At 70.9% G+C, this 14907-nt stretch carries 13 protein-coding genes and 1 pseudogene; 3 read left to right on the top strand and 11 right to left on the bottom strand.

Going from position 1 to position 14907, the window contains the following annotated elements:
- Positions 1-3 precede the first annotated feature (3 nt).
- Positions 4-1350, top strand: a complete 1347-nt coding sequence (locus ACWEF6_RS28985) for a cryptochrome/photolyase family protein (protein ID WP_449685828.1) — start codon at positions 4-6, stop codon at positions 1348-1350.
- Here ACWEF6_RS28985 and ACWEF6_RS28980 read toward each other — a convergent pair.
- The 6 genes and pseudogenes from ACWEF6_RS28980 to ACWEF6_RS28955 all read right to left on the bottom strand — a co-directional run bounded on the left by ACWEF6_RS28980 (position 1351) and on the right by ACWEF6_RS28955 (position 6420).
- Positions 1351-2542 (bottom strand): annotated as a pseudogene (locus ACWEF6_RS28980) (ABC transporter permease).
- Entirely contained in the window at positions 2539-3453 is a 915-nt protein-coding gene (locus ACWEF6_RS28975; protein WP_449685827.1) for an ABC transporter ATP-binding protein, read from the bottom strand. The pseudogene ACWEF6_RS28980 and the gene ACWEF6_RS28975 overlap by 4 nt, the downstream one beginning before the upstream one ends.
- Positions 3446-3985, bottom strand: coding sequence for a hypothetical protein (locus ACWEF6_RS28970; protein WP_449685826.1), 540 nt, complete (start codon positions 3983-3985; stop codon positions 3446-3448). Before ACWEF6_RS28970 ends, ACWEF6_RS28975 begins: the two co-directional genes overlap by 8 nt.
- Positions 3982-4251, bottom strand: coding sequence for a helix-turn-helix transcriptional regulator (locus tag ACWEF6_RS28965; protein ID WP_449685825.1), 270 nt, complete (start codon positions 4249-4251; stop codon positions 3982-3984). The genes ACWEF6_RS28970 and ACWEF6_RS28965 overlap by 4 nt, the downstream gene beginning before the upstream one ends.
- Before the next feature lie 67 nt (positions 4252-4318).
- Entirely contained in the window at positions 4319-5860 is a 1542-nt protein-coding gene (locus ACWEF6_RS28960; protein ID WP_449685824.1) for a glycerol-3-phosphate dehydrogenase/oxidase, read from the bottom strand.
- The gene (locus tag ACWEF6_RS28955) at positions 5857-6420 is read right to left on the bottom strand and encodes a TetR/AcrR family transcriptional regulator (protein ID WP_310969655.1); all 564 of its coding nucleotides are present in this window, start codon (positions 6418-6420) and stop codon (positions 5857-5859) included. Before ACWEF6_RS28955 ends, ACWEF6_RS28960 begins: the two co-directional genes overlap by 4 nt.
- Before the next feature lie 97 nt (positions 6421-6517).
- On the opposite strand from ACWEF6_RS28955, the gene ACWEF6_RS28950 reads away from it, so the two are divergent.
- Entirely contained in the window at positions 6518-8137 is a 1620-nt protein-coding gene (locus ACWEF6_RS28950) for an FAD-binding oxidoreductase (protein ID WP_449685823.1), read from the top strand.
- On the opposite strand, the gene ACWEF6_RS28945 is transcribed toward ACWEF6_RS28950, so the two are convergent.
- Positions 8134-9231 (bottom strand): S-(hydroxymethyl)mycothiol dehydrogenase, encoded by a 1098-nt coding sequence (locus tag ACWEF6_RS28945; RefSeq protein WP_449685822.1) that lies wholly within the window; start codon positions 9229-9231, stop codon positions 8134-8136. The genes ACWEF6_RS28950 and ACWEF6_RS28945 overlap by 4 nt on opposite strands.
- A gap of 623 nt (positions 9232-9854) precedes the next feature.
- Complete coding sequence (locus ACWEF6_RS28940) at positions 9855-10709, bottom strand: sigma-70 family RNA polymerase sigma factor (protein WP_449685821.1); 855 nt, start codon at positions 10707-10709, stop codon at positions 9855-9857.
- Positions 10710-10787: 78 nt separating this feature from the next.
- On the opposite strand from ACWEF6_RS28940, the gene ACWEF6_RS28935 reads away from it, so the two are divergent.
- Positions 10788-11237 carry a carboxymuconolactone decarboxylase family protein gene (locus ACWEF6_RS28935; protein WP_449685820.1) on the top strand — a complete coding sequence of 150 codons (450 nt, stop codon included), beginning with the start codon at positions 10788-10790 and terminating at the stop codon, positions 11235-11237.
- A 46-nt stretch (positions 11238-11283) separates the two neighbouring features.
- On the opposite strand, the gene ACWEF6_RS28930 is transcribed toward ACWEF6_RS28935, so the two are convergent.
- The 3 genes from ACWEF6_RS28930 to ACWEF6_RS28920 form a co-directional block, all read right to left on the bottom strand.
- Positions 11284-12546, bottom strand: a complete 1263-nt coding sequence (locus ACWEF6_RS28930) for a peptidase C39 family protein (protein WP_449685819.1) — start codon at positions 12544-12546, stop codon at positions 11284-11286.
- A 71-nt stretch (positions 12547-12617) separates the two neighbouring features.
- Positions 12618-13019, bottom strand: coding sequence for a PaaI family thioesterase (locus ACWEF6_RS28925; protein ID WP_191306884.1), 402 nt, complete (start codon positions 13017-13019; stop codon positions 12618-12620).
- Between the two features lie 19 nt (positions 13020-13038).
- Positions 13039-14763 carry a TIGR03767 family metallophosphoesterase gene (locus ACWEF6_RS28920; RefSeq protein ID WP_449685818.1) on the bottom strand — a complete coding sequence of 575 codons (1725 nt, stop codon included), beginning with the start codon at positions 14761-14763 and terminating at the stop codon, positions 13039-13041.
- Positions 14764-14907 lie beyond the last annotated feature (144 nt).

Below are 14907 nucleotides of genomic sequence, written 5' to 3'. Positions count from 1 at the left end.
GTCGTGACCCGAGAAGCGCCGGTTGTCCTGTGGTTCCGTCGTGACCTGCGGCTGGGCGACCACGCTGCCCTGCTGGAGGCGTCGAAGCACAGCAAGCACGTGCTCGCGCTGTACGTCCTCGACGAGGCGCTGCTGAAGCCCGGTGGCGCGCCGCGGGAAGCGTTCTTGTACGGCTGTCTCGAAAAGCTGAACGAGCAACTCGGCGGCCGCCTGATGCTGGTCCGCGGCGACCCGGCGGCCGAGGTCGTCCGCGCGGCGCGCAAGATCGGCGCGGCCGCGGTGCACGTCAGCGCGGACACCGGTCCCTACGGCCGTCGCCGGGACGAAGCGGTGGCGAAAGCGTTGGCGGAGCACAACATCGAGTGGGTCGAGACGGGTTCGCCCTACGCGGTGACGCCGAGGCGCGTCACCAAGCCGGACGGCAGCCCGTACCGCGTCTTCACGCCGTTCTTCCGCGCCTGGACCGGCCGTGGCTGGCATTCGCCCGCGGACACCGGACCGGCCCTTGTGGACTGGATCGAACCGGTGAAGTCGCTGAAGATCCCGCGTCCGCCCAAGGTTTCCGCGGCGCTGCCCGAGCCGGGCGAGCAGGCGGCGCTGGACGTCTGGCACGCCTTCCTCGACGACGGCATCGAGACCTACGACGAGGATCGCGACCGCCCGGACCGCGAAGGCACCACGCGGCTTTCGCCGTACCTGCGCTGGGGCTGCATCCACCCGCGCACGATCCTGGCCGACCTGTCCGGCGACGACCGGGTGGGCGCGAAGTCGTTGCGCAGCGAGATCTGCTGGCGCGAGTTCCACGCCGACGTCCTGTGGCACCGCCCGGAAACGGCCCGCGAGAACTACGACAAGCGGTTCGACGGCATGAAGCACGACGACGACCCCGAGGCCTTCGCGCGGTGGTGCGAGGGCCGGACGGGCTACCCGATCGTGGACGCCGGGATGCGGCAGCTGCTCGCCGAGGGCTGGATGCACAACCGGGTGCGGATGGTCGTGGCGAGCTTCCTGGTGAAGGACCTGCACCTGCCGTGGTGGCTGGGCGCCCGCCACTTCATGAAGCACCTGGTGGACGGCGACCTGGCGTCGAACCAGCTGAACTGGCAGTGGGTGGCGGGCTGCGGCACCGACGCGGCCCCGTACTTCCGCATCTTCAACCCGACGACCCAGGGGGAGAAGTTCGACCCGCAGGGGGACTACGTGCGCAAGTACGTGCCGGAGCTGCGTTCGGTGCCGGGCAAGGCGGTCCACAAGCTGAAGGAGCGCCCCGAGGAGTACCCGGAACCCATGGTCGACCACGGCCACGAGCGCCAGGTTTCCTTGGAGCGGTACGGCAAGATCACGTCGTGATCAGCCACGCAGGGCTTCCGTCAGCTTGATTCCGGCTGCCGATCCGCAGCACGCTGTTGCCGTAGATCTTCCCGCCGATCCAGGTCAGCAGCGCGACCAGCGCGACCGTCAGCGTCAGCGACAGCCCGATCTCCCAGCCCGCCGCCGCGCCCGTCGCAATGCGGGCCGGCATCAGGATCGGGGAGAGCAGGGGGATCAGCGAGACGATCCGCGTCGCCGAGCCCGCCGGGTTCTGGACCAGCAGGTTGAACCCCGCGATGAACCCGACGACCAGGATGATGTTCAGCGGCCCGACCACCGACTGGGTGTCCTCCTGCCGGGAGACCAGCGAGCCCAGCGCGCCGTAGATGGTGGCGTACAACAGGAAACCCAGCAGGTACCAGAGCAGGCCCCACAGCACCGCGCCCGTCGCGAAGCCGGACAGCGTGAACACGCCGGTCGCCGACGCCGCACCGAGGCCGACCACCGCGAGGATGACCAGCTGGGTCAGGCCGACCAGGCCGAGCCCGATCACCTTGCCCAGCAGCAGCTGCCACGGCCGCACGCTGGCGAGCAGGATCTCCACGACCCGGCTCGACTTCTCCTCGACCACGCCCTGGGCGACCATCATCCCGTAGGTGATGATGCTCATGTACAGCAGGAACGCCACGACCAGCCCGACGACCAGCCGCTGCGTCTGGTCCGCCGGCTGCGGCGAAAGCGCGTCGTCCTGGACGTGGGTGCCGTTGACCCTGGCCATCACCTCGGCCGGCTCCAGCTGCGCCGAGGACAGCACGCCGTCGAGCACCTGCTGCTGGGCGACCTGGTCGAGCACCCGGCGCAGCTGGTCGTCCAAAGAGGACTTGTAGGTGGCGGTCAGCTGCGCCGCGCTGCCCGAGACGAGCGCGTCGAGGTCGCCGTCTTCGACCTTCTCCCGGCCCTCCGCCGGATCGGTGACGACGACCGTGCTGATCTCACGGCCCGAAAGCGCCGCTTCGGTCTGCAGCTGGCGGGCGATGCCGATCGCCTGGCCGGTCAGCCCGACCGTGTTCTTGTCCGACGAACTGGCCAGCGACGTCTGGAAGAAGACGTACCCCAGCAGCAGCACCAGCAGGACGCCGGTGCCGACCACGAACGACCGCGTGCGCAGCCGCGTGTTCAGCTCGCGCTTCAGCACGAGCCAGACGGCGCGCCGGCCACTCAACGTCCTCATCGCGCTTCCCCCTTCTCGGACACCGCGTCGCGGAACAGCTCGGTGAGCGAACGGCGACGGCGGCTGAACTCGGTGACCGGCCCGGTCGCCAGCGCGGCGGCCAGCACGGCCTGGTCGTCCGCGCCCGGTTCGAGGTCGAGCACGGTGGTCCCGCCGTTCTGCTCCAGGACCCCGACCCCCGGCAGGCCCGCGGCCCAGCCGGGGGACGCGGCGGGCGCGGTGACGACGAGCTTGCTGCGCGCCCCCGCGGTCAGCTCGTCGACCGTGCCGACGGCGACCATCCGGCCGCCGCGGATGATCCCGACCCGGTCGCACAGCCGCTCGACGAGGTCGAGCTGGTGGCTGGAGAACACCACCGGCACCCCCGCGGCGGCCTTCTCCCGCAGGACGCCGCTCATCACGTCGACGGCGAGCGGGTCGAGACCGGAGAACGGTTCGTCGAGCACCAGCACGGCCGGGTCGTGCACCAGCGCGGCAGCGAGCTGGACGCGCTGCTGGTTGCCGAGGGACAGCTTCTGCACCTCGTCCTTGCGGCGCTCGGCCAGGCCGAGCCGGGTGATCCAGGTTTCCGCGTTGCGGTGGGCCTCGTTGGCGTTCAGGCCGTGCAGCTCGGCCAGGTAGACGAGCTGGTCGAGCACCTTCATCTTCGGGTACAGCCCGCGTTCTTCGGGCATGTAGCCGATGTGGGTACGAGTCTCGTGCGTGACCGGTTTGCCGTCGAAGCGCACCTCACCGCCGTCGGAGGCCAGCACGCCCAGCGCGATCCGCATGGTGGTGGTCTTGCCGGCGCCGTTGCTGCCGACGAAGCCGAACAGCTCGCCGGCGCGGACGTCGAACGAGACGCCGTCCAGCGCGACCTTGGCGCCGTAGCGCTTGGAGATCCGGTCGATCTCCAGGGTCCCCTCAGGCATTTCCGATCCCCTCTTCGAAGTCTTCGGGGTCGTCGTCCGGCAGCGACCAGCCCAGCACGATGGCCGGGATGGTGGTGCCGGTGACCAGCAGCGCGGACAGCATCATGGCGCCGCGTTCCGGGGTGCCGGCGGCGAACAGGCCGTACAGCATGGCGATCAGCATCAGGTAGCTGAGCGCCTGGTAACCGATGTAGGTGACGCGGTGGCGCCACTCGCGCTCGCGTTCGTCGAGCAGCCGCGAGAAGCTGCCGCACATCCGGCCGGTCAGGATGCGCAGCGTGAGGAACGCGCACCCGCCGACGACCAGCCCGGTCAGCCAGAAGGCCGGGAAGGCCCACTTGGGCTGGCTTTCGAACTGCGAGGCCCCGGCGACCAGGGCCAGGTCGGCGAGCACCAGGACGACGACGAGCGTCCGGCGGTGCTTCCGGGTGCGCCAGCCCGGCAGCTTCCGCGCTCGGTTCTGTTCGGCTTCTTCGAGTTTGTCGAGCTGGCGTTCCCAGTAGGCCGCGAGACGGCCCGGTTGCTCGGTCATGCTCCCCCCTCGCGGTAGACCTGGGTGGAAAGAGGCGTGAACGGCGCGCGGCTGAAGACCGCCTCGACGGGCAGGTCGAACACCGCGCAGATCCGGAACGCCAGGTCCAGGCTCGGATAGTGGTCACCGCGTTCGAGCGCGCCGATGGTCTGTGGATTGACTTCGACGGCGCTCGCCAGCGCGGCTCGGGTCATCCCGCGCTCGGCCCGGAGCACGGGAAGCCGGTTGTAGATCGGCAGCTCTTTGCCGCGTTTGACCGGGCTCATGCAGCCAACTGTTGCAAAAACCCAACGACTCGTCAACCTAAGAGAACATCAAGAAGGGTTGACGTGCTCAGGTCAACCCCGCTAGCGATTTGTCGACAAGTTCCGCCACCCGTGCCCGCGCGGCTTCGGCGTCCGACGGGATCAGCGACAGCCGCGTCCGGCGTTCCAGGACGTCCTCGACGTCCAGTGCTCCCTCGTTCCGGACCGCCCACACCACCTCGGCCGCCGTGATCTCCGTTCCCGGGCCCACCGGGGCCGCGAACTCCGCGTCCAGCTCGCCCAGCGCCGCCACCCGGGGTGCTTCGGTGCCGTACCGCTCCACCAGCCGCGGCGCAGCGTCCACAAACGACAACTCGGGCCGCGGAGCCGCCCCCAGCAACGGCAATCGCGCGGTGCGGCAGGGCGAAACCGGCAAGCCCGCCAGGCGGACGGCCGCGTCGACGGCGTCCTCGGCCATCCGGCGGTACGTCGTGAGCTTGCCGCCGACCACTGTCAGCAGCCCGTCGGAACCGGCCAGGACCGCGTGCTTGCGGGACAGGTCCGCCGACCGGCCGCCTGTTCCCTCGACCAGCGGCCGCAGCCCCGCGTAGGACCCGGCGACGTCGGCGCGCGTGAGCGGCCGCGACAGAACGGACGAAGCCAGCGACAACAGAAAGTCCACATCGGACTCCGGAACCACGGGCACGGACGGAATCGGCCCGGCGACGGGTTCGTCGGTCAGTCCCAAGTAGACCCGCCCGTCCGGCTGCGGGAGCAGGAAGACGAACCGGTTCGTCTCGCCGGGCACGCCGATGTTCACCGATGTCGTCCCCATCGGCACCTTCCCCGGCGCCAGCACCAGGTGCGAACCGAGCGACGGCCGCAGCCGCACCGCGCCCGTCAGCGTTCCGGCCCACACCCCCGTCGCGTTGATCACCTGCCGGGCGTGGATGTCCACTGTGGAGCCCGAAAGGCCGTCGCGCGCCTGGACCCGGTCCGCCGAAACCGCAGTGGCCGAGAGCCGGGTCAGGATCCGGGCGCCGAACGACGCCGCCGTGCGGGCGAGGGTGACCACCAACCGCGCGTCGTCGACCAAAGCGCCGTCGTAGGCCAGCAGTGCGCCGCGCAGGCCGTGGGAAGAAAGCCCCGGAGCCAGGGACAAGGCGAGTGCGGCGGGAATCGAGCGCGGCCGGGGCAGTACCGGCGACGGCGTGCGCGCCGCCCGGCGGAGCGCGTCCCCCGCGCGCAGGCCCGCCGCGACCAGGGCCTGCTGCGCCCGGGAGGTGCTGGGGTACAACGGGAACAGCTGCGGCATCGCCCGGGTCAGGTGCGGGGCCGTGCGCGTCATCAGGATCCCGCGCTCCACCGCGCTCTCGTGCGCCAGCCCGAGTTCGCCGTGCGCCAGGTACCGCAGGCCGCCGTGGACCAGCTTCGACGACCAGCGGGACGTCCCGAACGCCAGGTCGTGCGCCTCCACGAGGGCCACCGACAGGCCGCGCGAAGCCGCGTCCAGCGCGATGCCCGTGCCGGTGACGCCGCCGCCGACCACCGCGATGTCCACGCGCTCGCCCGACGCCAGCCGCGCGAGCTCGCGTTCGCGGCGCCGCGCGTTGAGCGAGCCGGACGTCATGGCCGCAGTGCCGCGTCGAGCACGTGGGTGAACTCCGCCATCAGCGCCGCCTCGTCGACGTCCGCGGTGGCCGGGCGCAGCGAAAACGCGAACGACTGCACCACCAGCAGCACCGACCGCGACTGCACCGCGACCGGCGCGCGCCGGATCGAGCCGTCCCGGTGGCCGGCCTCCAGGAGCCCGTGCAGTGCCTGCTCGGCGAACTTCTGCGTCGCGCCGAGCCGCTCCACGATGTACGGGAGGACGAGCTCCGGGTCGACGTCGAGCAGCGTGCGGAACAGCGGGTCGGTCGACAGCGCGCGGACGCCGGCCGCCGCGATGAGCACCAGGCGGTCGCGGCTGGTCGCCGCGTCGGCGCCGCTTTCGCTCGCCGTGCGCAGCAGCCCGCTGAACTCGCGGGTCATCAGCGCCGCGAGCACGCTGCGGACGTCGGGGAACCGGCGGTAGACCGTCATCCGGCTGACGCGCGCGGTGCGGGCGATCTCGGCGAGTGTGGTGCGGCGCACACCGACGGCCAGCACGCACGAGCGCGCGGCGTCGAGCAGCACGTCATCGGCCACTCGCGTCGCCGTTTGGCGGTTGCGGGTGTCCGCGAGCGCGGACGAACCCGCCGTCTGCGTGGTGTGACGTTTTACGTCCATGTGTCACACTGTAGTCGTGAACGCTCTCATTGACCACCGCCTCCGCCGGTCCTGGACCGCGGAAGCCGCCGGCGCCGCCCCGCTGCCCGCGCGGGCGGCCAAGTGGCTTGAACAGCGTATCGGTCCGGTGGCCCCCGATGCCGCCCCAACCGGCGACTTGCCGGTAAAAATACCGTCAACGAAACTCGCGAAATCTGCCGCGGAGGCGCTGGCCAAGGTCGTCGGCACGGAAAACGTGCAGGTCGACGACCCGGCGCGGCTCGCGCGGGCGACCGGGCTGTCCTACCTCGACCTCCTGCGCCGCCGTTCGCCTTCGGCGGACTTTCCGGTACCCGACGCCGTCGTGCTCCCGGCCGGCCCCGACGAGGTCCAGGAGGTCCTCGACGTCTGCGTGCAGCACGACATCGGCGTCGTGCCCTTCGGCGGCGGGACGTCGGTGGTCGGCGGGGTCGCCGCGCTGAGCGGGGAGAAGACGTCGGTGATCGCGCTGGACCTCGTCCGGCTCGACGCGCTGGTGTCGGTGGACGCCGAGTCGCGCATCGCCGTCCTGCAGGCGGGCGTCCGCGGCCCCGAGGCGGAGCGGCTGCTCGCCGGGCACGGCCTGACGCTCGGGCACATCCCGCAGTCGTTCGAGCGCGCGACGATCGGCGGCTTCGCGGCGACGCGCTCGGCCGGCCAGGCGTCGTCGGGCTACGGGCGCTTCGAGGACATGGTGACCGGCGTGCGGCTGGCCACCCCGCGTGGCGCGTGGAAGCTCGGCGTCGCCCCGGCGTCGGCGGCCGGGCCGGACCTGCGCCAGCTGGCGATCGGCAGCGAGGGGACGCTCGGCGTGATCACCGAGGTCGCGCTGCGGGTGCGGCCGGCGCCGGCGGTCCGGCGCTACGAGGGTTATGCGCTGCCGGGCTGGGCGGCCGGCGCGGAAGCGGTGCGGGACCTCGCGCAGCACCACGCGCTCGCCGACGTCACCCGGCTGTCCGATGTGGACGAGACCGAAGTGTCCCTCGCGCTGAACGCGGGATTGAAGACGGCGGCGCTGCGCCGTTATCTGGCCGCGCGGGGCGTGCGCCGGCCGTGTTTCCTCATCGTGGGCTGGGAAGGCACCGCGCACGACGTGGCGCTGCGGCGCCGGGAGACGGCCCGGCGGCTGAAGGCTTCGGGTGCCGTGCGCGTCGGCAAGGCGCTCGGCGAGTCGTGGCGGCACGGCCGGTTCTCCGGGCCCCGGCAGCGGGACACGTTGCTGGACCTGGGTGTCTGCGTCGAGACGCTGGAGACCGCCGCCTACTGGTCCAATGTGGACGAGCTGCGTGACGACGTCCGCGCGGCGTTGACGGCGGCCCTGGGTCGCTCGATCGTCATGTGCCACATTTCGCACGCGTACGAAACGGGGGCGTCGCTGTACTTCACGGTGCTGACGGCCCGCGACGAAGCGGACCCGGTCGGGCAGTGGCAGCGCGCGAAAGCCGCGGCGTGCGAAGCGATCGCCGGGCTCGGCACGATCTCGCACCACCACGCCGTCGGCGTCGACCACGCGCCGTACCTCCACGCGGAAATCGGCGCGCTGGGCGTGGAGGTGCTGCGCGCGGCGAAATCCGCCGTGGACCCGACCGGGATCCTCAACCCCGGGAAGCTGGTTTAGAAGGTCACCACGCTGCGCAGGACGTCGCCGTGGTGCATGCGCTCGAAGGCCTGCTCGACGCCGTCGACGCCGATCCGCTCGGTGACGAACTTGTCGAGCGGCAGCCGGCCCTGCAAGTAGAGGTCGACGAGCATCGGGAAGTCGCGGCTGGGCAGGCAGTCGCCGTACCAGGAGGACTTGAGCGAGCCGCCGCGCGAGAAGAAGTCGATCAACGGCAGGTCGTTCAGCCGCATTTCCGGCGTCGGCACGCCGACCAGCACGACCGTGCCGGCCAGGTCGCGCCCGTAGAAGGCCTGCCGCCAGGTCTCGGGACGGCCGACGGCGTCGATCACGACGTCGGGGCCGAAGCCGCTGGTGGCGTCCTGCATGGCCTCGACGACCTGCGCCTCGGACAGGCCCTTGCTGTTGAGCGTGTGGGTGGCGCCGAAGTCCTTCGCCCAGGTGAGCTTCCGGTCGTCCATGTCGATCGCGACGATCGTGGTGGCCCCGGCCAGCTTCGCCCCGGCGATGGCGGCGTCCCCGACCCCACCGCACCCGATGACGGCGACCGAGTCCCCGCGCGTGACGGCGCCGGTGTTGATGGCCGCACCGAGCCCGGCCATCACCCCGCACCCGAGCAGCCCGGCGACGGCGGGCTCGGCGGCCCGGTCGACCTTCGTGCACTGTCCGCTGTGGACAAGCGTCTTCTCGAGGAAGGCCCCGACCCCGAGGGCGGGCGACAGCTTGGTGCCGTCCTGCAGGGTCATCGGCTGGGTGGCGTTGAAGGTGGCGAAGCAGTACCACGGCTTGCCGCGCTTGCAGGCCCGGCAGGTGCCGCAGACGGCGCGCCAGTTGAGGATGACGTAGTCGCCGGGCTCGAGATCGGTGACGCCCTCGCCGACGGCCTCGACGACCCCGGCGGCCTCGTGGCCGAGCAGGAACGGGAAGTCGTCGTTGATCCCGCCCTCGCGGTAGTGCAGGTCGGTGTGGCAGACCCCGCAGGCCTGGACGTTCACGACGGCTTCGCCGGGACCGGGATCGGGCACGAGGACGGTCTCCAGCGAGACGGGCTCGCCCTTCGCCCGCGAAACGACCCCCTGGACCTCGTACGGCATTCGAACCACCTTCCGGCTGCGCTGCTGGTCGACCGCAGCTAATCACGGATCATGCGGAGATGGCGACATCCGCTTGAGTGAGGTTTTGCGCAACATGTTGCGTGTTACGCAACTGTGCGTCGCCGGTCGGCGATGGCGGCGAGGTCTTGGCCGGTGAGGCCGATGGCGTGGTCGACGGTGAGCAGGAGGGCCGGGCCTGGTCGGCGTCGGTGGTCTCGTCGTCGACCCAGGCGAAGGGGTGCCTCGCCGCCCACTCGACGATCGCTTTGGTAACGCAGCCGCGCGCCCGGGACGTCTCACGCAGCAACGGCCCGCCACGCCCGGGCAGGCGACCTCGCATGCGACCCGTGCCAAACCGCTGAAACCATGCCCCGCCCGCTGCTGGGCCTGCCGCCGCTCCCGGCGCTGGACTTCCCGGACGACAGCCTCTCCACGCTGCACTGGAAGAACACTGCCGCGCAACAGCCCCGGCATGGCGGACGGCCTTTACCGCGTGGGAATTCCGGCGCGGCGGCCACTGCCCGGGTGGCCACTGTCGCGCAAGGCCGCCGCGCCGGTGGTCGGCGCCGGAAACCGCGGCTCAGCGCAGGTCGCGCGTGGGCCTCCGGCCCCCGGTATCCAGCTTACCGGGCACCACCGACAGTTTCCGGCGGCTCCGGGAGCACCATCGACGCCAGCTTCGCCGGGTCGGCCACCGCCGCGATGTTCGTGATGCGGCCGTCCGTCACCGTGAATGCCACCACCGACAGCGGCGTTCCGTCCGGGCGCCATGCCACCACGCCCGGCAAGCCGCCCACCAACACCGCGCGGCCCCCTGCCGCCGCTCCGAAGCGGGCTCCCGTTGCCACGTTCGTCGCCCCCAGGACCACCACCACTCCGTCCGGGGTGTCCACCGTCAAGCGGACCTCCGGGTCCAGTACGCGCAGCAACTGCTCGAAGTCGCCGTCGCGGGCTGCCGTCAGGAATGCCTGGACCACCTCGTGCTGGGAAGGCCCTGTCGGGGGCGAGGGCGTCCGGACCTTGCGGCGGGCCCGGCTGGCCAGCATCTTGGCCGCCGCCGTCGACTTGCCCAGGATGCGGGCGATCTCCTCGAACGGCACCGCGAACAGGTCGTGCAGCACGAACGCCAGCCGCTCGCTCGGGCCGAGGGACTCCAGGACCACCAGCAGCGCCAGGCCCACCGAGTCGGCCAGCTCCGCGTCCTCCTCCGGGGAGGCCGCCACCGTGACGACGACCTCCTCGTACAGCCCCTCGGGTCGCGCTCGGCGCGCCCGCAGCACGTCCAGGCTGATCCGGCCGACCACCGTCGTCAGCCAGCCCTCGAGGTTCTCGATCGTCGCCTCGTCCTGGCGGGACAGGCGCAGCCAGGCCTCCTGGACCACGTCCTCGGCGTCGGCGTGGGAGCCCAGGACGCGGTGGGCCACCGCGCGCAGGCGGTCTCGCTGCGCTTCGAACGTCGAAGCCAACCTGTCGGACATGGTCGTTACCTTCCTCGCTTCCGCTCCGTCGTGGACATGACGGGCCCGGAGGGGCACAGGTAACCGATGGAGGAACCGATGGAACCACGGCTGAAGACCCAGAGCGATCCCGACGTGACCGGCGCGGTCCAGCAGCTCTACAAATCAGTGCACCGCGCCGGGGTCGATCCGCTGCTGCTCGAGCTGGTCCACCTGCGGGCCAGCCAGATCAACGGCTGTGCCCCCTGCACCTACGCCGGCGTCCGATCGGCGAAGCGGCAGGGCGAGACCGACGACCGCCTGCACAGCGTCGTCACCTGGCGCGAAACGCCGTTCTTCACCGAGCCGGAACGGGCCGCGCTCGCGCTCACCGAAGCCGCCACGCGGATCGAAGACGGCCAGCCCGGCGTGACCGACGAGATCTGGGCGGCCGCCGCCGGGCACTTCGACGACACGCAGCTGTCCGCGATCGTCACGCACATCGCGCTCACCGGCTTCTTCAACCGGATCAACCGGGCGATCCGGGAGCAGGCCGGCAAGACCTGGTGAGCCCGGCGGGGCGCCGGGAAGGCGCCCCGCCGGACCCGGCCGGTGGTCAGGCCGGCGTGATGATGTACGCGACGCCGCCCGGGCCGCTCGCCACGGTGCCGTCCGCGCGGTACCGCTTCGTCCGCTGCCAGATCTTCTCGAACTGATCGCGCTGGTAGATGTTTCGGACGCGGTCGTTGCTGCTCGACGCCGGGTCGTTCGCGATCACGTCGCCGTCCTTCGTGAAGCCGACGACGACCATGATGTGCCCCGACGTGCCGTAGCCGGCGCCGTCGAGTTCCGACGACAGGAACGACTGCGACGTGATCACCGGGATGCCCCGCGCGATGTAGTTCTCCAGCTCGTTCAGGGAGTGCAGCCGCGTGATGTGGCCGCGCAGCCCGCGCGAAGCCGCGTACGCCGTGTTGAACGGCCAGTTGCCGGTGCCGTCGTAGGCGTGGTCGTAGGTATAGCGCGCGGCGAAGGCCACCTGCGGGTCGACGTAGTCCGCCGGGATCCACGACATCTCCGCCGCCGACGGCTTCTTGCCCCAGTACTCGGCCACCATCTCGGTCGACGTCGGGCTGCACCAGGCCTCTCCGCCCCCGCCGTACTCCGGGAACTGTCCTTTGTGGAGGTTCTGCGCGTAGGCGGGCACCTTCAGCTCGATCCCGGTGGCGCGCCCGGGCTTCGTCGGCTGGACCTCGAAGCGGTCCGGGACGGCCGAGGTCATCGCGCCCAGCAGGCTCACCGACGGCGTCGCGCCCGACCCGGCTTCGCGGTAGAGGCTGACCCGCAGGTGGTAGGACTTCAGCGTCACGCCGGTCTTCATCACCAGCGTGTCCACGTCGACCAGCGCGTTCGCGTCGTCCTGGCCGTCGACGCTGGTGCGCAGGACGTCGGCGTCGCCGCTGGCCCACCGGCCCATCACGTACCACGCCGTTTCGGCACCCGCCGACGTCCGGCCCTGCGCCTCGACCTGCAGCCAGGTCTTCGCGGGCGTCTTCGCGTTCCAGGACGCGACCAGCTGCGTCGCGCCGAAACCCTGCCGGTACTCCGGCGACGTCCACTGGCCGTACTCGTACGTCCTGGTCGTGCCGAGTTCCGGCTCGGTGTGCTGGACCGTGCCGGCCGGGTGCGTGATGCGCAGGCCGTCCCGGGTGAGCGCGACCCCGGCGAAACGGCCTTCGTGGAAGCGGCCGCCGGTCCACTCGTGGTAGTCGATCGCCTCGTCGTCGTGCGGCCGGACGGGCGTGGCCTCCGCGACTTGCGTGGTTACGGCAGATAACACGACCACTGACAATAAGGTGAACAACTCACGTGCGCGCATCGCGGCTCCCTGATAGACCCACCCAGTTGCCAGGGATTTTCGCCGTTCCGGCCGGGTCTGTAAACAGGTACCTACAGGACGGCCTGCGTCTGTGTCACTTTCGCGACCAGCTTGCCGTCGTCGTCGTGGATTTCGGTCTCCACCACGACGAACTTGCGGCCCGCGTGCAATGGTCTGGACGACGCAACGGCGTAGCCCGAACGCACCGCGCGCAGGAAGTTCGTCTTCGATTCGACGGTCGTGGTGCCCTGGCCGCCCTCGGGCAGGTTGAGGAACGCGCACACGGCGCCGGTCGAGTCGGCCAGCGCCATGAGCGCGCCCCCGTGCAGCGCGCCGCCGAGCGTGCAGAGGCTCTCGTCCCACTTCAGCCGGCTGCGGACGAGCTCCCGCCCGTGCTCCAGCACCTCCACGCCGAGGCGTTCGGAAAACGGCATGGAGCGGTGGAAGAGCTGCGTGCCTTCAAGATCGGTCATGCGACCACTGTGCCGTACCTCAGCTCAGCGGGTTGACGAGCAGCAGCTCCGTGTTGTGGTCTTCGGCCGCGCCGACGCGGCCCAGGTCGGTGTGGATGTCGTTGTAGGACAGCTCGCGGTACAGCGACGCAAGCGCTTGCGGCGTCCGGGCGTCGTAGTCCACGGCGTACGGCGCTTCGGCCTCGATCAGCGTCGTGAACAGCGACAACGTGCCGTCGGCGTTGTCCGCGACCTCGACGATCCGCGCGTGCTGCGGAAAGTCGACGTGCGACGCCGTGTTGATCTCCCAGAAGCCCTGCTGCGGCGTGTTCCCGGCGTGCGGCGTGATCTTGTTGAGGTGCGTGTGGCCGTTCACCCAGGCCAGCACGTTCGGGAACCGCTTGAGCAGCGCGACGAAGGCGTTGCCGTCCAGCCGCGGGTCGAGCAGGTGGCGCGAATCCGGCAGCAGGTTGCCCATCGAACCGCTGGTGTGGTGGCTGAACAGCAGGAACAGCTCGTCGGTGACGGAGTGGGTGACCTTGCGGCCGAAGAAGTCGTAGTAGGTCGAGCTGTTGCGCTTGAGCGTCGACTCGACCCAGGAGTACTGCGCGAGCCCGATCGACCCGTCGGCGAACCCGGCGTCGGTGGTGGTGTCGAGGCTGATCCCGGTGATGCCGGGCGCGATCCGGAAGGTGTAGTAGACGTTCTGGCCGTCGGCGTTGGCGCTGGTGAAGCCGTGCCCGACCGGGCCGGGGCCGGTGTTGGCGCTGTCGAGGTGGGCCCGGACGAACTCGCCGGTGCTGAACGGACGGCGCCGCGCGTCCGGCGTCACCTCGCGGATGGTGCCGCTGCCGCCGAACAGCTCCGCGACCGGCACGCCGGAGCCCTTCTTGATGGCGTCGGCGAGCTTCTTGGCCGTGGTCTCGTCCTTGCCGATCACCTTGTACTTCCCGGTGTACCAGGCGTCGATCCCGGGGATCTGCGCCGGCAGCGAGCCGACGATGCTGTCGTCGTGGTTGCCGAAGGTGCAGAACCACGGGACGTCGAGGCCGGGCGCGGTGAAGGTCCGCAGGCCGGCTTCGAGCAGGCCGGGCAGCTGCGGGAAGCCCTTCGCCGAGTACTTGTCGCCCACACCGGGGATCGAGGGGTTCCAGTACTCGTCGTTGCCGGAGCTCTGGACGCCTTCGTAGGCGTTCTTGTCGCCGGAGTTCGGGGTGACCGTGCCGCCGTTGAGGACCTTGAGGAACCAGTCGAGCTCGATCAGCTCGTGGTTGTCGGTGTTGTCGCCGGTGGTGACCATCAGGTCGAACGGCCGCCCGGTGAACGGCCCCTGCCGCACGCTGTTGACGCGCTCGACGAGCGCGCTGGTGGCGACGGTGCCGAGCGCCTCCTGCGGCCGGTGCGCCGAGCCGATGAAGGGGTGCAGGTACTCGAACCGCGCGGGGCTCTCGGCGTCGGTGATGTGCAGGTCGGTGAACTGGACGAAGGCGGACAGCGCCCGGCGCCGGTCGTCGCGCCCGCTCTTCGCGGTGGCGAGATCGCTCCGGACGACCAGCGGCCACCCGGGGCCCGCGGAGAGGCGCGAGTAGGTGCTGGTGCCGCCGCCGGTGGCGACCTGCTCGAGCGTGGTGCCGGCGGTGCTGACCGAGCGCGTGCTGGTGAGCCGCAGGGCGCGGTCGAGGGCGTTCGCGGCAGGCGTGCAGTGCAGCAGCCCGACACCGGCGGCGCCCGCGGTGGTGAAGGTGCGCCGGGTGAGTTCGGCCATGAGTTCGCTCCCCAGTCTTCTCGGTTGACCGGCACCGTGCCGGACGCCGGTGACCGGACGGTGAACGTGACATTTCGAGCTACCTTGTCACAGGTGTCGGGATGGCTGTACCGCCGAAGGTCGTGGTCATTTCGGCGGACCCGC

It is taken from the genome of Amycolatopsis sp. NPDC004772, assembly GCF_053601215.1.
Note: the sequence above shows the minus strand (reverse complement) of the source record. Positions and strands in the feature narration are given on the sequence as shown.